Below are 20,000 nucleotides of genomic sequence, written 5' to 3'. Positions count from 1 at the left end.
CGGGAGGCGATACGGTCAGCAAGCAGTAAGTAGCCCGGATGAGCGAAGCGACATCCGGGACAACTCTAGCACCGCCCCGGATATCGCTTCGCTCATCCGGGCTACGGCGCCACTCACTTCATTCACTTACTTTGCCAGCCCCAGCGACTTCAGCGCCTTGCCGTTGTCCTCGTTGTCCGCCTTCATGAACTCCCCGAAGCCAGCCGAATCCAGATAGATCATGTCGAAGCCGCGCCTGTTCATGAACTCCTTGAACTCCGCGCTGTCCCAGACCTTCTTGATCGCGGTCTCGTACTGCGTGGCGATCTCCTTCGGCAGGCCCTTGGGCGCCGCAAAGCCGCGCCACACACCCTTGTGCCACTTGTGACCCGTCGCCTCCTCGGTGGTCGGCACATCAGGGAAGTTCGGCGCGCGCTTGGGCGAGAAGAACACGAGGCTGCGGATACGCCCCGCCTTGAGCAGCGCCTCGGCTTCCGGCATCGAGCACGCGACGAAATCGACGCCGCCAGCCGCGAGATCGGTCAGCGCGGTCGAGGCGCCGGTGGACGGCACCCAACGGATCGAGCCGGGCGAAACGCCGTCGGCCTGCATCAGGCCGGCGAGCGCGACATGCCAGCTTCCGCCCTGCCCCGTACCCGAGGCCACCAGCTTGTTCGGGTTCGCCTTGATATACGCGAACAGCTCCTTGACGCTTTTGTAGGGCGAGTCCGCCTTCACGTGGATCGCGGCGGGGTCCTGGTTGACCAGCGCGATCGGCGTGTACTTCTCCCACGTGAGATCGGTGAGCCCCACCCAGTGCATCAGGTTGATCTCGAGCGTGATGAGACCGAACGTGTATCCGTCCGGCGCGGCGGTGGCGATCGCCTGGTGGCCGACCACGCCCGACCCGCCCGTGCGGTTCACGACGTTCACCGGCTGCTTGAGATCGCGTTCCAGCATGCTCGCGATCTGGCGCGCGACCGCGTCGGTGCCGCCGCCGGCGGCCCACGGCACGATCAGCGTGATCGGCCGCTCCGGGAAGGCCGCTTGCGCGTTTCCGGCGCCGAGCAGGCTTGCGGCCGCAAGCGCCGCAAGCGCGAGATTTCTGACGTGATTTCTCACCTGGCGAAACATTCGCAAACCCTCCCGCTTTGTTTTTTATGCGCCGGGTGAGACACCGCGACGGGCGCTTATGCGCTGTTCGCATTCGGGCGGCGGAGCGCTCACATGTCAAGGAGAAGCAAGCGTAGGGCGGCTTAGTTAGCCGAAGGCGAGCCGCGGACATCCGTCATTGCGACCTTCAGCGAATCCGCCGATCCTCCGATCGACATGGGGTGATTCGTGCTCGCTGAAACTACCGATCAATATCTGGAAAGCCTCAATCCCGAGCAGCGCAGGGCCGTCGAGCACGGCATCGGCCCGGATGGAACCATAGGCTCGCCGCTCCTTGTCATTGCCGGCGCAGGATCCGGAAAGACCAACACGCTCGCGCACCGGGTTGCCCACCTCATCATCAAGGGCGCCGACCCGCGCCGCATGCTGCTGATGACGTTTTCGCGCCGTGCCGCCGCCGAGATGACGCAGCGGGTCGAGCGCATCGCGCGCCGCGTGCTCGGCGACAAGGCCGGCATCATGACGGAAGCGCTGACCTGGGCCGGGACCTTTCACGGCATCGGGGCGCGACTGCTGCGCGAATACGCTGAAAGCATCGGCTTCGATCCGGCCTTCACTATCCATGACCGCGAGGATTCGGCTGATCTGCTCAATCTGGTGCGCCACGAGCTCGGATTTTCAAAGACCGAGAGCCGCTTTCCGACCAAGGGCACCTGCCTTGCGATCTATTCCCGCTGCGTGAATGCGCAGATGCCGATGGAGACGGTGCTCGGACAGCATTATCCTTGGTGTTCGGGATGGGCGGATGCACTCAAGCAATTGTTCGCCGGCTACGTCGAGGCCAAGCAGAAGCAGAACGTGCTCGACTATGACGATCTGTTGCTGTGGTGGGCGCAGATGGTATCGGAGCCGGGAATCGCGCAGGAGATCGGCGGGCGGTTCGATCATGTCATGGTCGACGAGTATCAGGACACCAATCGGCTTCAGGCGACGATACTCCTGGCGCTCAAGCCGGATGGACGCGGCCTTACCGTGGTTGGGGACGACGCCCAATCGATCTATTCGTTTCGCGCGGCCACCGTTCGGAATATTCTGGATTTTCCCGATCATTTCAGCCCTCGAGCCGAGATCGTCACGCTCGACCGCAACTATCGCTCCACCCAGCCGGTACTCGCCGCCGCCAATGGCGTGATCGGGCTTGCCAGGGAACGCTTCACCAAGAACCTCTGGACCGAGCGCCATTCGGCGCAATTGCCGCGTCTGGTCACGGTTCGCGACGAGGCCGACCAGGCGCGCTACATCGTCGAGCAAGTGCTGGCGAACCGCGAATAGGGATCGCGGCTCAAGGAGCAGGCCGTCCTGTTCCGGACCTCCTCGCACAGCGGCCCGCTGGAGGTCGAGCTGACGCGGCGCAATATTCCCTTCGTCAAGTTCGGCGGCCTGAAGTTTCTGGATGCCGCCCACGTCAAGGACGTGCTGGCGCTGCTCAAATTCGTCGAGAACCCGCGCGACCGCGTCGCCGGATTCCGCGTGCTTCATTTGCTGCCCGGCATCGGCCCGGCGTCGGCCCAGCGCATTCTCGATCAAACCACCGTAATGGCCGATCCGATCTCCGCGCTCGCTGCCCTTCCGACGCCTCCCCGCGCCGGCCAGGACTGGAGCGCCTTTGTCGAAACGCTTACCAACCTCCGCTATTCGGAATGGCCTGTTGACATCGAACGTATCAGGCTCTGGTACACCCCGCATCTGGAGCGAATCCACGAGGATGCCGAGGTGCGGCTGGCCGACCTGCTGCAGCTCGAGCAGATCGCCTCGGGTTATCCTTCCCGCGAGCGCTTTCTGACCGAGCTCACGCTCGATCCGCCTGATGCGACCAGCGATCACTCCGGCCCGCCCTTGCGCGACGAAGACTATCTGATCCTGTCCACGATCCACTCTGCCAAGGGGCAGGAATGGAAGTCGGTCTACGCCTTGAACGTGGTCGACGGCTGCATGCCGTCTGATCTCGGTGCCGGCACGACGGCTGAACTCGAAGAAGAGCGCCGCCTTCTCTACGTCGCGATGACGCGCGCCAAGGACGATCTGCATCTGATCGTGCCGCAGCGCTTCTTCGTGCACGGCTAGCAGGCCCGTGGCGACCGCCATGTCTAATGCGTCGCGGACGCGCTTCATCCCGGAGCACCTGGTAAAACTGTTCGATCGGCAGACCTGGCCGGCGGCGGCAACGGCAGCACGCCGATGCCAGGTCAAAGCGTGCAGATGGATATTCGCGAGCGCATGCGCGGCATGTGGCGTTAGCAGCGGAGCCGGACGAGCAACCCGGTTGGCTCATGCAGGCTGCTTGTTACTCGCCGGTGAGAACGCAACTACCATCCGCGATTGAGATGGCGCACCTCACCGGTTCGCGAGTCGACATAGACTTCCATCCAGCGGCCCGCGCGGTCGCGGCCTTTGATCTCCCACTGATCGCCTTGGAACTGGGTATAGGACACCGTCATGACGCCGAGACCGGTCGCGACGTCGAGCGCGGTCTCCATCGAAATCTGGTCACCGGAATCGAAGGCGACGGCAGGTGTCGCTGCACCAAGCGCTAGGGCAGTGACAATTGGAAGAATGACATTTCGCATGGACACTCCTGTCGAGCGCGTTGAGCTGTTACGCCAGTTAGAACGAGCGGCAAGGTACTGTGTTCCGACACCAGAGATCGCGGAACAGCATGAAATTTCGGCAGTTGAGGCGATTTCGCGGCGGTTCCCGCTCGCTAACTAACTCGCCATACACGCATGAGCAGCGTGGTACCCAAGCGTTGTCCGGCCGATCGTCGAACAAAAGAAAAGCCCGGCTCAAGGCCGGGCTTTTCGTTCATTAGCGCCTGTCCTGGCCGGGGCCTCCGCCACCGCCCGGTCCACCGCCACCGCCACCGCCACCGCGCGGTGCGATCTGCGCGCCGCCGCCCTGCGGCGTTGCGGGCGCTGCTGCACGCGGGGCAGCCGGGGACGGCGTCTGCTGCGCGCGTACGTTCGGCGGGCCTCCACCACGTCGCGCCGCATCGGGCTGCGTCATGCGGGGCGTGGCACGCTCCATCCGCGGCGCAGCCGCACGCGGTTCGTCATGGCCGCGCGCCATGATCGGCGGCGCCTGCGGGCGGGTGCGAGTAGTCGGCTGCTCGCGCACCGTCGCTCTTGCGTTCTCACGCGTCATCCGCGCGCTCTCTCGCGCCGTCCGCGCGTTTTCGCGCGTCATGCGGTCCTGCACCACCGCGCGTTCGCGCTCTTCGCGTGCGCCACGCGTCGTGATGTCCCTCTCCCGCGTCACGCGCTCCGTCACGCCGGCGCGGCTCCGCTCCGTCACACCGGCGCGCGTCCGTTCCTCGACACGGGCGCGCGACCTCTCCTCGACACCGATAGGCGCATTTGCACGCGTCCTTGCCTCGGGGAGCGCAGCATCGCGCGCGACCGCCGCGCGGCCGATCCGGGCCGCCGAGCGGTCGATCGTCAACCGCGTCGCGACACCCTCATGCGATCGCCAGTAGCCGCTCCAGTGGGCGCGGCGGTGATACCAGGGACGTCCCGCATAGTGGCTCGACCAGTACGTGGTCAGCACGAACGGCACGATAGGAACGTCGATCTCGTCGACATAGTCGGGCAGATAGACGTAGCGGTTGCGGTAGAGATATTGCAGATACCGCGACGACACCCAGCCACGATCATCCGACCAGCTCACATCGCACCAGGCCTTGCCTCTGAAGCATCCGTGGATGTTGACCCGGGTGCCGCCGGGAATGCGGTCAACAGTCGGAAAACCTTCACCGGGCCCGGCCTTCAGGCTGACCGTGGTGGTAACGATGCCCGGCGCCGCCAATGCGGCGGTCGGCATCAGCAGCACGGCTGCTGCAATGAACAATGCTCTAAACTTCATGGCGAATTCCTCCTCACGAGCAGGAACGCCGCGGCGAAACAGGTGTTCCCTGAGCAGGGTCGCGTTAGCCGAAGGATGCAGGTATCTCGCAAGCGCGAGACGCGGCGCTCTCGCCCATCGCTCGTTCGTTATGGGCTCTGCGCAAACTCTCGGGGTGATCTCGGCAGGCGAGCCTCGGAGACCACGAGCATCTCCTTACCCACCTTCCGGCTTAATTCCCGCCGCCTTCATGATCGGCAACAGTCGCGCTTCCTCGCTATCACGATAAGCCGTGATTTCCTGCGGCGTGGTCGGCCACGTAGTGGCCCCTAAGTCCGCGTAGCGCTGTTTGAGCCAGGGATCGTTCAGGGCCTTTGCGGTGAGCGCGTTGATCTGCGCGACGAGATCGGGCGGCATGTTGGCGGGACCGATCAAGGCGGTCCATGAAGTCATCTCGTAGCCGGGCAACAATTCGGCGAACGCGGGCACGTCGGGAAGCTCCGCGATCCGCTTCTTCGCGGTGACCGCCACGGGGCGGATCGCGCCGGAGCGCACGCTCGGGAGCGAGCCCGGCAGGTTGTCGAACAACAGATCGACATTGCCGCCGAGCAGGTCGTTCAGCGCTGGAGCTGCGCCGCGATAGGGCACGTGGCGGAGCTGGACACCGGCCATACTGTTCAACATCTCACCGGAGAGATGCAGCGTGGTGCCGAAGCCCGCGGAGGCGTAGGTGTATTTGCCCGGCTCCTTCTTGAACGCCGCGAGCAATTCCTTCAGGTCCGCCGAGAACAGGTCCTTCTTCGCGCTCAGGATGTTCGGCAATTGCCACATGCCGGAGATGAAGGTGAAATCCTCGCGCGGGCGATATGGGAGTTTTGCGTAGCTGCCGATCGCGAGCACGTTGGAGGCGATACCGCCAAGCCCGACCGTGTAGCCGTCCGCCGGCGCCTTTGCGATCGCGTCCGCGCCCAGCACGCCGCCGGCGCCGGCCTTGTTCTCGACCACGAAGGACTGGCCGGACAGATCGCTCATCTTCTGGCAGAGCAGGCGCGAGAGCGTGTCGGTGGCGCCGCCCGCCGGAAAGCCGTTTACATATTTTACGGGCCGGATCGGCCAGGCCTCTGCGGCGCGGCCCATACGCGGCATAAGCCACGGCGCGGCAACGAAAGAGCTAACGAGCGCGAGCGCGCGACGGCGGTTCACGGATGGCAGCATCGGTGGCCTCCCCTCCAAGACTGTGCGCCGCTTCGCAGCTTTTCGCTGTCCTCTTCTCCTTCGCTCCGTCTTCGATCGGCGTTCCGCGATGATCTCTGACGAGCGGTGGGGCGCGTTCGGCTGACACAGCTTACGTGCTGTCCGCGATGCTGGGAACCCGCTCACTGCAACAAAAGGGCCCCCGAAGATGGCGCAGCCCACTCACCCGGGGCATTCGATACGGATCTGTGATCTGGCCCATACGCGGTTCAAACCACCTACCCTACAGTTTCTCCCATGGTGCTCGAGTTCCGGGGACGGATATGGACGACGAGTTTTGCAGGGAAAGGGCAAGGACAGTCAGGGCCCTCGCCGAGCAAGCTGACCCGTTGGTCAAGCGGCGGCTGCTGCAACTGGCCTCCCACTACGAGCGCAGGATCACGCGGCCATCCGATATTCGAGGCAACCAGGCGGCGGCAGTGTCCCGGCCGTTTGAGGGCGCTTGGGAGCAAGAGGTCGAGCAATCGACCGAACGACCGGACCCTGATCGTCAATAGCCCGCCCCTACTCACTGGCGCCGTCAGGACGGCATCCTCTATCGGCGAGCGCCGCGCGGTTTGACCACCCCCTTCTTCCACAGCCGAAATCCGCCCTCGAACGCGTTGGTGTTGGCGCCGAGCCGGACCTTGCGCGGCAGCTTGTCCATCTTGTCGGCGTTTCCGCCGCCCAGTATGACGTAATCCGGCTCCAGTGCCGCGAGCAGACGCTTCAGGACGTCATCGACCGCGCGTTGCCATTTCTTCCTGCCAATGCGCTTAAGGGCTGCGGCGCCGACGCATTGCTCGAACGTCTTGCCATTGCGGTAAGGCAGGTGAGCGAGCTCCATCGGTTCCAGAATGCCATCTACTATCATCGCGGAGCCGAGACCCGTTCCGAGCCCTAAGAACAGCATCCGGCCGCCCTGGTAGCTGCCGATCGCCTGCATCAGCGCATCGTTGACGACCTTAGTCGGGCGGCCGAAGGCCTTTTCGAAATTGAAACCGGCCCACCCGAGACCGAGATTGTGAGGCTCCGACAAGGGCCGGTTGTTGACCACAGGTCCCGGATATCCGAGCGCGATGACGTCATAGGACCAGTCCTTTGTCAGCGCCTTGACCTTCCTCACCATTACTTTCGCGGAAAGATCAGGACCGGACGCAAACGCGCGCCTGATTCGCTCCGTGCTGGTCATGACCTTCACGCGCGAACCACCGATATCGATCACGAGGACCGTATGTCGCGACGCCCGCTTGCCCGTTTTCTTCGCCATGAATTTCGCGCCCTGCGCTGTCGGACGATCATAACGCCAGCCGATGCTCACCTGAAGCAGAGAGACAAGCAGCACCACATCTTTGTTCTCCGTCCGACTCTATTTTGTTCGCAAGGAACGAATCGGAATCGTGCAAATCAGCGCGGGCCAATTCTTAACAACGCGTTTGCTTCGTGCTTGCGTGGCACCGATGCCGTGCTCGATCCGTTGGCTAACCCGTCCTACTCGCTATTCTCTGAAATCCAACCTACCAACCGAGACCGACGCCATGTCCCCGCTAAAACCCCAAGCCACCTACGACGACTTCGCCCGCCTCGATATCCGGATCGGCAAGGTCGTGGACGTGCAACCGTTTCCCCGCGCGCGCAATCCGTCTTACAAGGTCGGCGTCGATGTCGGCGCTGAGCGGATCATGTGGTCGAGCGCGCAAATCACGAACTATGAGCCGGCTGCCCTGCTCGGCTCGCTGGTCGTATGCGTCTGCAATCTCGGTGCGAAGAACATCGCGGGTTTTACGTCCGAACTCCTGATCCTCGGCGCGAAGGATGCGGACGGCAATGTGATCGTGCTGGGCCGCGCAGTGAGGTTGCGATCGGCGAGCCGATCTTTTGATGCCGCGGGTTACGCGGGCACTTACCGATGAAATAGAATCGGATGAGATAGTGTCAGCGTCAGCAGAGAAAGAAGCAGCACCACAGTCTTGTTCTCCATCCGACTCCATTTTGTTCGCAAAGAACGAATCGGAATCGTACAAATCAGCGCGGGCGAATTCTTAACAACACGTTTGCTTCCTGTTTGCCCGCTGCGGAGAGCGCGCTCATCACGAAAAAAAGCCCGCGAGGATATCGCGGGCTTTTGAAACTTCGGCAAGGCGCTCACTCGGCCCAGCTCAAGCGCCGATCAAACGGCTGCGCTCAGCGAATAGCGCGACCGGTGGTGTCGGTCCGGCCTTGTGCGGTCGTGATCTTGCCCCGCGGCGTCAGCACGCTGAGCTGAAACGGAGTGGCCGACGTGGCGTCCGGCGATGCTTCCTGGACGCTTTCAGCGCCCAGCACCTGAACCTGCACGGCCGAAACCGGAAAGCCCGCCTTTTGATAGGCCGGCAACTCGGCTGCGACAGCGCCAGTTGCAGCCGGGATCGCGAGCAGAGCAGCGGCAGCGATGGACAGGGAAATCTTGTTCACTTCAATTCTCCATAGGTAGCTTGAAATACGGACCTAATAGTCATTTTGCTGCGCTGCAATAGTCTATTGTTGCAATGCACACATGCAGGACAGAATGCGGAACCGGCCGTTGGTCGCACGACCAGCCGCAAAGGTTCGCTGGAATTTTCCGCGTTGCAGCCGGAAAATCCGCCGCTCTCGCGATGAATTGGCGGGGCCGCCATCTACGCTATTGCGCGATGACGCAGAAAGACGTGCATAGCCGGCCATAGGCGAGCGCAAGCGACGCCGTCCTTTGGACGGCTATGCCCGGCCATGACACAAAAAGTGAGCGTATTTAGAAACGTGCCGGCAGCATCACGCCGCCTTCGCTTCCTTCTGCGGCGGCGCGGTTTCCATGGCGCGCATGTAGAGATCGAGCAGGCTTTCGCGCTCGTCGCGCTCGTCCTGGTCCTGCTTGCGCAGCTTGATGATCTCTTTGAGGATCTTTACGTCAAACCCTTCGCCCTTGGCCTCCGAAAGCACTTCCTTCTTCTGCTCGTTCAGCTCCTGCAATTCGCTGTCGATGTTCTCGATCCGCTCAACGAAAGAACGAATCCGCCCGCCGGGAATGGTGATGTCAGACATGGTGCCTCTTTGTTGAATAGGATCGTGAAAATGCCCGCAAACAAATGACCAATGTGTTAACCTCGGCAGGTTCCCCGCCCGGCAATTCGGCATTTCCCAGAACTTATCCGCATGAACGTGATTTCGATTCAGTCGCAGGTCGCCTTCGGCCATGTCGGCAACAGCGCCGCGGTGTTTTCGATGCAGATGCATGGCATCGACGTCGTGGCGGTGCCGACCACGCTGCTTTCCAACCGGCCGGGCTATCCGACCATCCGCGGCCGCGTGCTCGATGCAGATCTCGTTGCCGATCTCCTGCGCGGTATCGAGGAGCGCGGTGCGCTCGACGCCGCGCAGATGATTCTGTCGGGCTATCTCGGCTCGGCCGAGAACGCCAAGGTGGTCGCGGAGTTTGTCGCGCGCGCCAAGGCGAAGAATCCGGCGCTGCGCTATTGCTGCGATCCCGTGCTCGGGGATCGCGACCGCGGCCTGTTCGTCCACGCCGACATCCCGCCGCTGGTGCGCGATCGTCTCTGCGCGCTCGCCGATCTCATCACGCCCAATCATTTCGAATTCGAATATCTGTGCGGAACGAAAGCCGCGACGACCGATCAGGTGGTAAAGGCAGCGCGCGCGTTCATGGCGCGCGGGACAATCGTCGTCACCAGCGCCGAGCTGGCCGATACACCCGAAGGCGAGATCGAGACGCTGGCTGTCGAGCGCGCCAAGGCGTGGCGCGTGCGCACGCCGAAACTTGCCATCAGCCCGAACGGCACCGGCGATCTCTTTGCCGCGCTGTTGGTATCCGCCCGCCTCGGCGGCGCAGGCACGCCGGAAGCGCTCAGCCACGCCGCCTCCGCCATCTTCGCCGTGCTGGAACGCACCGCGGCCAGCGGCATGGAGGAAATGCGCATCGTCGAGAGCGCCGAACTGCTGACGCGTCCGCGGCGCAAATTCGAGTGTATTGCGATTATCCGGTAGCCGCTACTGCACGACGTCGAGTTTGACCTTGGCAACGCCCTTCCCCACCATTCCCAGCGCGTCGGCTGCGGAATAGGAGACGTCGACAATGCGCCCCCGAACATAGGGACCGCGGTCATTGACCCGCACCGTCACCGACTGGCCGCTCGCGACGTTTGTCACGCGCAACTTGGTGCCGAACGGCAATGTCGGATGGGCGGCGGTCATTTCCATCGTGTTGAACTTTTCGCCGCTCGCGGTCTTCGTTCCCTCGGTGTAGAAGCTGGCAACCCCATGCGAGGCAGTCTTGGTGCCGCCTGCGTCCCTGCGCGACGCAGACCGGGTGTGCTTTCTCACGGCGGCCACGCGCCGCTTCATCATGGACGATGTCGTTCGATCCTGATCGAGCGACGCCTGCCGGCTGGCGCGAAGTTCGGATTTTTGGGTAACGACCGAGGACTGCGCGCAGGCCGCGAGCGATGCCGTTCCCAACGCGACAGCAAGCAGCCGTATGAATTTGCTTGCGCGTGCGGCCGTGATTGATGGCGCTTCAAATCGGGTACGGCCTGCTCTGACGTCGACGCACGAAGTACTGGTGCAGCCAATGCAAGACATGTTGCAATCCCCCGCTCGCGCCCCAGCCCAAGCCGAAAACCAACACGGGGCAATGGCGGGCCTGAATCCGGGCGGAAGCGTGGCCGAACGCGATCAGGCACGGCCTCCTCGACGCAATTCGGTTCGAGTGTGGTGATTGGGTCACAGGAATTAGAGGTCAGCCCCAGAATTGCGGCATCGGCTCAGATCAGCTACCCGATCCCACTCAGCCGAGTGGAGAGAAACATGCAAGTCGCAGTCGTCGGTGCTGGTGCAGTCGGATGCTACTATGGCGGACTGCTACTCAAAGCTGGGCATGACGTGACCTTCATCGGCCGGCAGCCGCACGTCGACGCCATCAATGCCCATGGCCTGCTGCTGGACACCACGAGTTTCAGGGAGTACCTGCCCGCCCGCGCCGCGACCGACACGACTACCCTCGCCGCGCCCGATCTGGTGCTGGTCTGCGTGAAGTCGGCCGATACCGAACAGGCCGGCCGGTCGCTCGCCGGACACCTGCGGCCGGAAACATCCGTGCTCAGCCTGCAGAACGGCGTCGACAACGCACCGCGTCTTTCTGCCGTCACCGGCCATGCCGTCATTCCCGTCGTCGTCTATGTCGGCAGCGAGATGGCCGGCCCCGGCCACGTCAGGCATCACGGCGGCGGCGATCTCGCCATCGGCCCCTCGGCCGCGAGCGCTGCGCTGGCCGAGATGCTTCAGGCCGCCGGCATCGGCATCACGATCGCCGACGACATCGACCGGACGCTGTGGAGCAAGCTGATCATCAACTGCGCCTTCAACGCGCTGTCTGCGGTGGCGAGCATTTCCTACGGGCCGATGCTGGACGTCGCAGGCACCCGGGATGTCGTCAGAAGCGCGGTGCAGGAAGCGATATCCGTCGCCCGCGCCTGCGGCGTCTCGATATCAGACGACCTCATGGAGCATATCCTGAACATCCCCAACATGATGCCGAACCAGATGTCGTCCACCGCGCAGGATCTTGCCCGCGGCAAGCCCAGCGAGATCGACTTCCTCAACGGCCATGTGGTGCGCAAGGGCGCCGAACTCGGCATCGCGACGCCGACCAATCAGGCGCTGCAGGTGATGGTGAAGCTCGCCGAACGCGGCAAGGAGATATCGCAGCGGCCGTAGCAAGTAGCGAGCGCGCTCTCACCCACCCATCACATTCCCCCAGCCGTCGAACACATATTCCCGCCACGCCACCGTGCCGTCGTCGCGCGTGCGGCTGAAGCGGCGGAAGTCGTCGGCCTCGTCGCCGATCCAGGTGATGATCTGATCGCTTGCGAGGTCGTGCAGGACGGCGGGCTCCGATGGGTTGAAGCTCGTCATGGGGTGCATCGTCGGGTGTTCCGTCATGTCGTTGCAACGTTTTTGCAGCGGCGAAGGTTGCGCATCCTTCGCAACCTCCTCCCCGCAACGGCGTTGTCGCAAAGCTCTCAAGGAGGCACGCACCATGCGGAACAAGGCGCCAAATTCGAAAAGCACAAAATCGCGCTCGAACGCCCAGATGCAGGCGGCAAATTCAATGCTCAATCCCGGCGATGAAGCACCCCGTGGAACGCCCGGCACCGGCGACGACATCTGCCCCGAATGTCATGGCAAGGGCCGCATCAACGGCTCTCCCTGCCTCAATTGCGGCGGCGGTGGAACGATCACCCGCGCCATCGGCGGCGCGTGAATACGCGTATGCCATTTCGTAGAGCGTAGATCGGCGGATTGGCCGAAGGCGTAATCCGCCGATGGTGACGCCTACGCGGTTCGCTTCTCGAGAATCTTGCGAAAATCGGTGGCCAGGCTCGCGTAGTAGCCGGCCAGCCCTTCGTAGAAGGCCTGCTGCGCCTTGTCCGTGGCCTCCTTGGCCTTTGCTTCGCACTTGCCGGCCCGGCTCTCGTACTTCTCCACCTTGGTCTGAAGTTCAGCCACTACCATCGTCATTACTCCCCGCCACCACACATGCTCATGATGCTATGCCGGCAAAAGTCGAAAAGATGGCCGCGTCGGGGAGATTTCGCAGCGTTGCCGTGAGCAAGCGATGGCGACGCGGCCTATCGCGTCGGCACCGGCGCCGGCGGACGCATCGATGATCGCGACTTGGCTGACGCTGCCTGCGGCTTCGCCGCGGCGCGCTTTTCGCTATCGATGGATTCCAGATAGGACGTCAGCGCCCAGGCCGAGCTCGCGCCGGTGGAATAGTGCTTCTGCAAAAACAAATAAAGCGTGAGGTGAAAGCGGCCCTTGGCGAGCCCACGCGGGCTGCGATGGCAGGACGCGCAACCTTCGGCAAACAGCTTTGACGCCGGTTTGCCCTGATCGAGATTCTGCGCGACAGCCGGGCCGGAGAGCGCGGCCATCAACACAAGAACAAGCAGGCCGCAGCGCGCTTTCGTTGGCGACATCAATTCTACCCGTGCATGAAGCAAATGGACGAGCTGCCTGCGGCAGCTCAAGAGAGGCGGAAGATGGCAGGCAATTCGCAATCTGCTGTCCAGCCGTGGCGAAAAGTGGGTGCGTTTTCGCCAACATTGCGCTCCGTTCGGGGCATGGGAGATATGCCCCTCAATATGGCGGCTTCTTGCGCTCCCGCTGCGCCCGTGCCGCCTCCATCCACCATACGAGATCATCGGCGAAGCGCGGAAACGCGTGAGCCAGCGCCTTGCCGCCCTCTCCGATCGGCTTGCCGTCTTCACTCAGTGTCTGCCCGATCGGCCCGACCGCGACCGAACTCGAAATCACCACCATGCCCATTTCCGAAAGCGTGCCGTGCCAAGCGAGCGCGGCGCGTGCGCCGGAGAAGCGGCCGGCCGAATAGCTCGCAATCGCCGCCGGCCGCCAGAACCATTCTTCCAGAAAATGGTCGGTGAGATTTTTCAGCCCCGGCTGCATGCCCCAATTATATTCGCCGGTCACCAACACAAAGCCGTCGGCGCTGCGGATCTTTCCCGCAAGTTCTTCGAGCGCCGCGGGCGCACCGCCTTTCGGATATTCCTTGTACATCCGGTCCAGCATCGGCAGGCCGATCGCCTTGGCGTCAATCAACTCGACATCATCGCCGCGCGCGCGAAACCCCTCGACAACGAACTGCGCGAGACGAATGCCCATGCGGTCGGAACGGTAGGAGCCGTAAAGGACGAGAATACGGTTGCTCATGAGACCTCAACCCTCAGGACATTGGATGATGACACTGGAACCATGCGCGCCACTCTCATGCAAGGCCTGAGCCGCCTCGATGGCTTTGGCAAGGCGATCGAGCTCGTCCTCAGCGCGAACCGTGCTGAGCACGATCATCTTCCTTGCGCTACTGTCGTCCTATGCCGCAGCCACCCGCTGAAGGTTCAAGCAGCCAACAAAAAGCGGCCTTGCGGCCGCTTCTTTGCAGTTGCTAGTCCGGCTCTACCAATAGCCGGGCCCACCATAATAGGCATATGAATCAACGTACGGTGCACCCGCGATCGCGGCCGCCGTTCCGACCGCTACGCCGGCAGCCAAGCCAACCGGTCCGCCGATATAGGCCGGGCGATGATACACGCGCGGGCCGTAATAGGCGCGAGGCCCGTAGTAGTAGCTATAGTCATAGCGGCTCGGCGTTCGCACGCCGTATCCGCCGAGCAAGTAGTCGGAGTTCGGGTGGGAGAACCCGACCATGCCGGGCTCCTGGGTGGCTTCCTGCGAGAGCGCAGGCGTCGCGAGCCCCATCGCAAGGATGGCGGCCGCGCCGAGCAGTGTGAGTTTTGTCATCGCTCATTCTCCATGTGAACATGAAGAGCGAACGAGCAGGATAAGATGCTGGTTCCGGCGGCGAATTCACAGCGCCGTGAATATCAGTGACGATTTGCTGCGGGTCGCAAAGAGAAAAGGCCGACGGGCGTTACGCCGCCGGCCCTCTCTTGCAACTGCCGGCTCGGGAGGTCCGGTTCCGCTGCGATTCCATGCCTAAAGTTTGACCACTACAGTCTTAATAAAATCTTAAGCGACGACTGTGAGGCGCATCACAGAGTACCAGAACCTTGTCCGGCTAGCCTGCGACCAACAGTACAGATCGCCTGCAACAGGAGGCCCGACATGACCCAGGTCTATTTCCACTGCTCAAACTCCCGGGAAGTCCGGCTCGATCGATCCGGCGAAGCGGTGAGCGACCTCGCCGAGGCGCGCGACCGCGCCGCCTGCATCGTTCGATCGCTCATCATGGGGCGGGACGCGGAAGACTGGCGCGACTGGGTCGTGCATGTCAGCGACGATTTCGACGAAGAGATATTCGTTCTGCCCTTCGCCTTCGTCCTCGGCAAGCCGCACTGAGAGGTTGCCATGTTGCTCCGCCGCCTGGACGCGATCATGGCACGGTGGCACCACCTGATCGAGCGCGCCTGCGACCCCTATCGTCCCGAGCGGCATTACATGCGCGGCCCCGGCCCAAAGTGGCACGCCCGGCATCCGCCTCGCGCTACCGGCGCCGTCCTCTAGCCTCACTGCGTCATGAGCCCCGCATAATGGGGAGCGCCAACGGGTCTGCGCGTAGCGCGGCGGCCCGCGACGAGCGCAGTAGCGCTCGCGTAGTGATGACAGGCTCCGCGCCCGTGCCCGGCCGCCTGCAGGTGTAATCGCTGCGCCCGGGTTCCAGCGCGGCGGCGGGAGCCGCGGCCCTAACCTCTCCACGCTCTCGCCTTGCTTTGGTCAAACCTCGCTGGCCGTGTGGTGGCCAGGGCAGAGGTTTTCCACGCAGCAGAGCATGCTTGCCGCCCCGATCCGGGTAACATTGGACTGAGCAAGGGACCGCCAATGCAATCCACGCCAACTTTGAAAGAGGCTGATCCGCACGACGTTTTTGCGATCGAATCGGTGCTGGCCGCACACGCCCACAAGGCGCCGCCGCTGGCCCACGATCCGGCCGCCCCTCCCATAGCGCCGCAAGTCCAACCGGTAGCGCCACAGGTTCATGTCACGCCGCAAGCTGAAGTCGCGGCCAAGCCGCAAGTGCAAGCCGCGGCCAAGCCGCAGGTTCACGTCGCGCCCGCGATTTCGATCAGTGCGCCAACCCCGCAGGTCGAACCGACGTTTCGCACCACCGACATGCGGGATGTCCAGATGCGTGATGTCCAGGTCAACAACATCAGACCGGGCGAGGAGATCAAGCTGGATGGCCTGAAGCCCGCCGGCGAGCAGCCAATAGCCAAATGGACGAAGCGCGTGGTGATGGCGCTGTTGGCCTTGGTCGGCGCCATTGCTGCCGCCGCCTGGCAGCATTATGGCGATCAGGCCAAGGCGATGGCTGCCGAATGGGCGCCACCCTTCGTGCTGGCAGCCTTGCCTTCGGCGGCCAAGCCCGCCGTGGCCGAGGAACCGAGCGCGCCGGCCGCTCCCGCCGCCGCAACCGATCAGGCCGCAGCGGAGCCGGCGGCAACGGCAGCACCGACTCAGCCCGAACCCACAGCTACGGCCGCGGCAGCTCCCTCCGCGGAATCGGCTCAGTTGCAGTCGATGGCACAAGATCTCGCCGCGATGGGCCAGCAGGTTGAAGAACTCAAAGCCACCATCGCGCAGCTCAAGGCAGGCCAAGCGCAAATGGCGCGGGAATTGGCCAAGGCTGCCGAAATGAAAGCTTCGGAAGCGAGGGCTGCTGAGGTCCGGCCCGAACAGAATTTTCGCCCGAGGGTAACAGCCGCGCCGCCGCCACCCCGATCCGCGAATGCGCCTGTCGCGCCTGTCCGGAAGCCGAAGCCGGCTTACTACCCACCGGCCCAAGCCGCCTATGTCCCCCCTCCGCCGGCAGCCGCCGCCCCCGCGCCGCTGCCGCCGGCACCGCCGCAGCAATCGATGGCTGATGACGGCGAGCCGGTGGTCCGCCCGCCGATGCCGCTGCGGTAAGTAACTGCGTGTTCCGGATGCTGCGCGCTGTGCCGCGCCGCATCCGAGACAAATCCGTTAGCTCTGATGCGGGCCTCGCATCAGCTTCATGGCGTCTTCGATATGACGCCATTCCTTGGCTTCCTCAATGTCGCCGCTGCTCTCGCAAGCCTGTGCGTTGTGTGCGGCTTGTGCGATCGCGGTGAGGCCGTGCTTCTCCATCATCTGACGTGCAATCGTGTGGATCTGCATTTCCGACATCATGTTGCTCTCCCGGGGTTGCATCCGTCCTCGCCGCAGCGATTCGAATGTCGCGGCGTCCTCGTCAAAACGGCCGAAGCGAAAATCTCGTTCCTCTTGCCGCAGTAGATAATTTTAGGACAAGTCTAGGGATCGCGCGGTTCCACTCGAGGCCGCTCGTCCCCGTAATATCCCGCCCCGCAATCTCCCCGAATATCAAGCCGGTCTTCCGCCTGATATTTTCTTCAGCGTGAATCGCAATCGCGGGAGTCGGACATGGCACTAGTCTATTTCCACTGCTCTAATTCCGACGGCGTACGTATCGATCAGCGTGGCCTTGCCGTCGGGAATCTGGCCGAAGCGCGTGACCACGCCGCCCGCGTCGTGCAGTCGCTGATTACGGCGCAGTGCCCGGAAGACTGGCGCGACTGGACGCTGCATGCGAGCGACGATCTCGACGTCGAAATCTTCGCCCTGCCGTTTTCGTCCGTGCTCGGCGAGCCGCATTGAGAGGTCGCCATGCTGGCCATGCAAGCGCTTCTTCGATACCTGAACCAGGTCGCCGCGCGATTGCTGGTTCTGCTCGACCCTGCCCGCAATCGCTATCGCCCCGAGCTGCACTACATGCGCGGCCCCGGCCCGAAATGGTACGAGAAGCATCAAGGCGGCGCTATCTGATAGTCTCGTAGGGTGGGTTGAGCGAAAGCGAAACCCATCATTCGGGCCGCAAAGGTGATGGGTATCGCTTCGCTCCACCCATCCTACAAGCGCCTACAAATCCCCCAGCTCCGGCGGCTCGAACCAGTTCGTCAGCGACAGCCCGCCGTCGATCGCGATTGCCGCGCCCGTGACATAGGCCGATATCCGGTTCGACAGCACCGCCAGCGCCAGCGGCGCAAGGTCTTCGGCCTCGCCGAGCCGGCCGAGCGGAATGTGTCTTGCGAGCGCCGGATCGGCGACGAAGCCGCCGGCTGCAATCGCGCCCGGCACCAAAGCGTTAACGCGAATGTTGAAGCGGCCGAACGTCTTGGCCAATTCCTTCACCAGCATCGAAAGCCCCGCCTTCGCCGTCGAGTAATGCGGCAGGTTGCGCGGCGTGCCGGCATGCAGTGAGGTCAGCAGCAGGAACGAGCCGGGCGTTTTGTCGGCGATCAGCTTGCGCGCCAGTTCGCGGCAGAGGTGGAATCCGGCGTCGAGATTCACCGCATGCATCTGCGCCCAAATCTCTGTGGTGACGCCGAGCGCATGATCGGCTTCGCGCCGCGGCGGCGAGGCGCTGTGCACGAAATGCGTCACGCGGCCGACGGCAGACGCGGCTTCAGCCAGCAGCGCCTCGCGCGCCGCGGGATCGGCGAGATCCCCAACCCAGGGCAGCGCCAGTTCCGGCCGCGGCGACGCTTTCGCTGCCGCCGTGACCGTGTCCCGATTTACATCGGCAAACACCGTGCGGACGCCCTCGCCCACCAGCGCCTGCGCAATTGCGCGGCCGATCCCGTTGCCCGCGCCGGTGACGAGCGCTGCCTCGCGCGCGGGGTCGAATGGCGTACCCAACAGGCTCATGTTCGCGTCTCCCATCGAAACTGTCACAGCCAATTCTACAGGCCGACACTTCTTGCGCCGTATCAATTCGGCGCACTACCTGCACCGCTAAGTTGCTTCCACCTTATCGGAAACCGTCCTAAGCTTCCTTCCCTAACCGGCGGGCTCACCGTCATGCAAACCGGCGTTCGAAAAGTCGCCCACGTCCTGGAACGCCTCGGGCTTGCCATGGCCGGCGCCGCGAGCGGGCTGTTTGTGGCCGCACTGGTTGGGACGAGCCACGCTGCACTCACCAATCAGGCGTTCCTGCTGCTGATGATGGTCGGCGGCGCTATCGGCTTTTACCTCGGAATCGATACGCCGCTGCGCTCCACCGCATCGAACGACCGGCCTCCCGATGACGCCTGGGTCGACAGAGTGGACACGCCGGACCTGCTAAGCTCGATCGGGACCTTCCTCGCGGCGTTCTCGGCGTTCGCCTGCGTCGGCCTAATCGTGCTGCGCCACGATCCGCATTTGGCATGGATCTGGATGATCATGGCCGGATGGGTGGTCGGCGTCGCCATGCAGATCACCGCCGGCACGATCGCCCGCCTGCGCCGCTGATCGGGCGGTCCGTCCGACCTCAGCCCTCGTCTTCCAGCGTCAACACCAAACCGGTCAGCGCTGCGCCGATGCCGAACATTAGCCCGTAGGTTGTCACCAGCATCACCGTGGTCTGAACAGGTGCGCCGCTCTTGGCGACGTGGTCTCTGACATGGAAGGCATCGATGAGGCCGAGCAACAGAACCAGCGTTAGTCCAAGCGCCACGCCCATCAGAAAATGGGTGAGCAGCGCATTGAAGAGTGATTTTTCCCGACGCATGGAGGTCGTGCCTCTCGGCATGATGCCAAGCCAACGCACGGCTGAAGAAGCTGGTTCCACACCGCGAGAACAGAATTCGCCTTGCGCTGCAGCGCGTCGGCGGCCTTCGTTTGCAAAACGTTAAGCAAGTGCCGGTACGTCCATCAGCATTCCCAAAAAATTCCACAATCCTTTTTAGGAAGAACACATCGTTTTCGACACAGGAGAATTTCCCATGCGGTTAGGGCAAGCGATCTTCTTCGGTTCGGCGGCCGCCCTCCTCACTTTGGCAGCGCCGACGCTCGCCAGGAACTCTAACACGAACTCCAACACGAATTCCCAACCGGCAAGGACGAACGAAGCACCCGCTTCCGCCTCCTGCCATGCCTATCAGCAGGCGGCCGACGGCTCATGGACGCAACTGCCCTGTCAGGAAATGGGTTCAAAGGCGCCGCAGCCAAAATCCGCATCGAAGAACGCGGAAGAGGAAACGCGCTGAGTGCTGAGCCGGTGACTGGACGAGCCGGACCTCCAGTGCAATCCGCCGCGGGGCAAATCACTTCTGATTTTCAGAAATGACGTCAAGGCCCGGAAACAAAAATATTTCGCTTAACGCGAGGGGCAAATCAGTCGCATAACTCCGCTGTCTCACCCGATGGAGGGGCGGCTCGCGATCGTCACGAACGTGCGGTGAGATGCG

The 20,000-nt window shown here is 63.2% G+C and carries 27 protein-coding genes and 1 pseudogene; 12 read left to right on the top strand and 16 right to left on the bottom strand.

All coding sequences use genetic code 11. The annotated features are described in order from the left end of the window. Positions 1-126: 126 nt before the first annotated feature. Positions 127-1,113 (bottom strand): tripartite tricarboxylate transporter substrate binding protein, encoded by a 987-nt coding sequence (locus KJQ96_RS21645; RefSeq protein ID WP_213288562.1) that lies wholly within the window; start codon positions 1,111-1,113, stop codon positions 127-129. 207 nt (positions 1,114-1,320) lie between these two features. Here KJQ96_RS21645 and KJQ96_RS21640 point away from each other — a divergent pair. Then, positions 1,321-3,390 (top strand): annotated as a pseudogene (locus KJQ96_RS21640) (ATP-dependent helicase). Between the two features lie 68 nt (positions 3,391-3,458). Here the strand turns inward: KJQ96_RS21640 and KJQ96_RS21635 are convergent. The 3 genes from KJQ96_RS21635 to KJQ96_RS21625 form a co-directional block, all read right to left on the bottom strand. After that, a complete protein-coding gene (locus tag KJQ96_RS21635) occupies positions 3,459-3,719 on the bottom strand; it encodes a PepSY domain-containing protein (protein ID WP_213288561.1) in 261 nt (86 codons plus the stop codon). 238 nt (positions 3,720-3,957) lie between these two features. Beyond that, on the bottom strand, positions 3,958-5,010 hold the full coding sequence (locus tag KJQ96_RS21630; RefSeq protein ID WP_213288560.1) for an SH3 domain-containing protein: 1,053 nt from the start codon (positions 5,008-5,010) through the stop codon (positions 3,958-3,960). Positions 5,011-5,205: 195 nt separating this feature from the next. Further along, positions 5,206-6,204 carry a tripartite tricarboxylate transporter substrate binding protein gene (locus KJQ96_RS21625; protein ID WP_213288559.1) on the bottom strand — a complete coding sequence of 333 codons (999 nt, stop codon included), beginning with the start codon at positions 6,202-6,204 and terminating at the stop codon, positions 5,206-5,208. 302 nt (positions 6,205-6,506) lie between these two features. Between KJQ96_RS21625 and KJQ96_RS21620 the strand changes: the two genes are divergently transcribed. Then, entirely contained in the window at positions 6,507-6,740 is a 234-nt protein-coding gene (locus KJQ96_RS21620) for a hypothetical protein (protein WP_213288558.1), read from the top strand. 38 nt (positions 6,741-6,778) lie between these two features. Here KJQ96_RS21620 and KJQ96_RS21615 read toward each other — a convergent pair whose 3' ends face one another. Beyond that, positions 6,779-7,492 carry an ROK family protein gene (locus KJQ96_RS21615; protein ID WP_213288695.1) on the bottom strand — a complete coding sequence of 238 codons (714 nt, stop codon included), beginning with the start codon at positions 7,490-7,492 and terminating at the stop codon, positions 6,779-6,781. A gap of 268 nt (positions 7,493-7,760) precedes the next feature. Between KJQ96_RS21615 and KJQ96_RS21610 the strand changes: the two genes are divergently transcribed. Beyond that, on the top strand, positions 7,761-8,135 hold the full coding sequence (locus KJQ96_RS21610; RefSeq protein ID WP_213288557.1) for a tRNA-binding protein: 375 nt from the start codon (positions 7,761-7,763) through the stop codon (positions 8,133-8,135). 271 nt (positions 8,136-8,406) lie between these two features. Here KJQ96_RS21610 and KJQ96_RS21605 read toward each other — a convergent pair whose 3' ends face one another. Together KJQ96_RS21605 and KJQ96_RS21600 are read right to left on the bottom strand one after the other, a co-directional pair. After that, entirely contained in the window at positions 8,407-8,676 is a 270-nt protein-coding gene (locus KJQ96_RS21605; RefSeq protein WP_213288556.1) for a hypothetical protein, read from the bottom strand. A 336-nt stretch (positions 8,677-9,012) separates the two neighbouring features. Further along, positions 9,013-9,282: a DUF2312 domain-containing protein gene (locus KJQ96_RS21600; RefSeq protein ID WP_213288555.1), complete on the bottom strand. Its 270-nt coding sequence runs from the start codon at positions 9,280-9,282 to the stop codon at positions 9,013-9,015. A gap of 111 nt (positions 9,283-9,393) precedes the next feature. Here KJQ96_RS21600 and pdxY point away from each other — a divergent pair, with 111 nt between their 5' ends. Then, positions 9,394-10,242, top strand: coding sequence for a pyridoxal kinase PdxY (pdxY, locus tag KJQ96_RS21595; RefSeq protein WP_213288554.1), 849 nt, complete (start codon positions 9,394-9,396; stop codon positions 10,240-10,242). A 3-nt stretch (positions 10,243-10,245) separates the two neighbouring features. On the opposite strand, the gene KJQ96_RS21590 is transcribed toward pdxY, so the two are convergent. Beyond that, a complete protein-coding gene (locus KJQ96_RS21590; RefSeq protein ID WP_309142448.1) occupies positions 10,246-10,602 on the bottom strand; it encodes a septal ring lytic transglycosylase RlpA family protein in 357 nt (118 codons plus the stop codon). 459 nt (positions 10,603-11,061) lie between these two features. Here KJQ96_RS21590 and KJQ96_RS21585 point away from each other — a divergent pair, with 459 nt between their 5' ends. Next, positions 11,062-11,970 carry a ketopantoate reductase family protein gene (locus KJQ96_RS21585; protein WP_213288552.1) on the top strand — a complete coding sequence of 303 codons (909 nt, stop codon included), beginning with the start codon at positions 11,062-11,064 and terminating at the stop codon, positions 11,968-11,970. Between the two features lie 18 nt (positions 11,971-11,988). On the opposite strand, the gene KJQ96_RS40315 is transcribed toward KJQ96_RS21585, so the two are convergent. Continuing rightward, on the bottom strand, positions 11,989-12,372 hold the full coding sequence (locus KJQ96_RS40315) for a hypothetical protein (protein WP_249734338.1): 384 nt from the start codon (positions 12,370-12,372) through the stop codon (positions 11,989-11,991). On the opposite strand from KJQ96_RS40315, the gene KJQ96_RS21575 reads away from it, so the two are divergent. Continuing rightward, positions 12,365-12,517, top strand: coding sequence for a hypothetical protein (locus KJQ96_RS21575; RefSeq protein ID WP_213288551.1), 153 nt, complete (start codon positions 12,365-12,367; stop codon positions 12,515-12,517). The two genes, KJQ96_RS40315 and KJQ96_RS21575, sit on opposite strands and share 8 nt — an antisense overlap. Positions 12,518-12,588: 71 nt before the next feature. Here the strand turns inward: KJQ96_RS21575 and KJQ96_RS21570 are convergent, their stop codons facing one another. From KJQ96_RS21570 to KJQ96_RS21555, 4 genes are all read right to left on the bottom strand, one after another. After that, complete coding sequence (locus KJQ96_RS21570) at positions 12,589-12,768, bottom strand: hypothetical protein (RefSeq protein WP_028346363.1); 180 nt, start codon at positions 12,766-12,768, stop codon at positions 12,589-12,591. A 116-nt stretch (positions 12,769-12,884) separates the two neighbouring features. Beyond that, positions 12,885-13,235 carry a hypothetical protein gene (locus KJQ96_RS21565; RefSeq protein ID WP_249734334.1) on the bottom strand — a complete coding sequence of 117 codons (351 nt, stop codon included), beginning with the start codon at positions 13,233-13,235 and terminating at the stop codon, positions 12,885-12,887. Positions 13,236-13,395: 160 nt separating this feature from the next. Continuing rightward, positions 13,396-13,986 (bottom strand): NADPH-dependent FMN reductase, encoded by a 591-nt coding sequence (locus KJQ96_RS21560; protein ID WP_213288550.1) that lies wholly within the window; start codon positions 13,984-13,986, stop codon positions 13,396-13,398. A gap of 243 nt (positions 13,987-14,229) precedes the next feature. Further along, positions 14,230-14,574 carry a hypothetical protein gene (locus KJQ96_RS21555; protein WP_213288549.1) on the bottom strand — a complete coding sequence of 115 codons (345 nt, stop codon included), beginning with the start codon at positions 14,572-14,574 and terminating at the stop codon, positions 14,230-14,232. Between the two features lie 324 nt (positions 14,575-14,898). Here KJQ96_RS21555 and KJQ96_RS21550 point away from each other — a divergent pair, with 324 nt between their 5' ends. From KJQ96_RS21550 to KJQ96_RS21540, 3 genes are all read left to right on the top strand, one after another. Further along, positions 14,899-15,132 carry a DUF6894 family protein gene (locus tag KJQ96_RS21550; protein WP_028346366.1) on the top strand — a complete coding sequence of 78 codons (234 nt, stop codon included), beginning with the start codon at positions 14,899-14,901 and terminating at the stop codon, positions 15,130-15,132. 9 nt (positions 15,133-15,141) lie between these two features. Beyond that, positions 15,142-15,297, top strand: coding sequence for a hypothetical protein (locus KJQ96_RS21545; protein ID WP_213288548.1), 156 nt, complete (start codon positions 15,142-15,144; stop codon positions 15,295-15,297). A gap of 315 nt (positions 15,298-15,612) precedes the next feature. Continuing rightward, a complete protein-coding gene (locus KJQ96_RS21540) occupies positions 15,613-16,698 on the top strand; it encodes a hypothetical protein (RefSeq protein WP_213288547.1) in 1,086 nt (361 codons plus the stop codon). A gap of 57 nt (positions 16,699-16,755) precedes the next feature. On the opposite strand, the gene KJQ96_RS21535 is transcribed toward KJQ96_RS21540, so the two are convergent. Beyond that, entirely contained in the window at positions 16,756-16,941 is a 186-nt protein-coding gene (locus KJQ96_RS21535) for a hypothetical protein (RefSeq protein WP_028346367.1), read from the bottom strand. A gap of 252 nt (positions 16,942-17,193) precedes the next feature. On the opposite strand from KJQ96_RS21535, the gene KJQ96_RS21530 reads away from it, so the two are divergent. Beyond that, on the top strand, positions 17,194-17,427 hold the full coding sequence (locus KJQ96_RS21530; protein WP_213288546.1) for a DUF6894 family protein: 234 nt from the start codon (positions 17,194-17,196) through the stop codon (positions 17,425-17,427). A 9-nt stretch (positions 17,428-17,436) separates the two neighbouring features. Next, complete coding sequence (locus tag KJQ96_RS21525) at positions 17,437-17,595, top strand: hypothetical protein (protein WP_213288545.1); 159 nt, start codon at positions 17,437-17,439, stop codon at positions 17,593-17,595. 93 nt (positions 17,596-17,688) lie between these two features. Here KJQ96_RS21525 and KJQ96_RS21520 read toward each other — a convergent pair whose 3' ends face one another. Further along, positions 17,689-18,477 (bottom strand): SDR family NAD(P)-dependent oxidoreductase, encoded by a 789-nt coding sequence (locus tag KJQ96_RS21520; protein ID WP_213288544.1) that lies wholly within the window; start codon positions 18,475-18,477, stop codon positions 17,689-17,691. A 153-nt stretch (positions 18,478-18,630) separates the two neighbouring features. Here KJQ96_RS21520 and KJQ96_RS21515 point away from each other — a divergent pair, with 153 nt between their 5' ends. Further along, on the top strand, positions 18,631-19,062 hold the full coding sequence (locus KJQ96_RS21515) for a hypothetical protein (RefSeq protein ID WP_213288543.1): 432 nt from the start codon (positions 18,631-18,633) through the stop codon (positions 19,060-19,062). A 19-nt stretch (positions 19,063-19,081) separates the two neighbouring features. Here the strand turns inward: KJQ96_RS21515 and KJQ96_RS21510 are convergent, their stop codons facing one another. Next, positions 19,082-19,321 (bottom strand): hypothetical protein, encoded by a 240-nt coding sequence (locus KJQ96_RS21510; RefSeq protein ID WP_213288542.1) that lies wholly within the window; start codon positions 19,319-19,321, stop codon positions 19,082-19,084. Between the last annotated feature and the right edge of the window lie 679 nt (positions 19,322-20,000).

This window comes from Bradyrhizobium sp. sGM-13 (assembly GCF_018398875.1).
Taxonomy (GTDB): domain Bacteria; phylum Pseudomonadota; class Alphaproteobacteria; order Rhizobiales; family Xanthobacteraceae; genus Bradyrhizobium.
The sequence above is the reverse complement of the archived record's forward strand: the minus strand, read 5'-3'. Positions and strand labels throughout refer to the sequence as shown.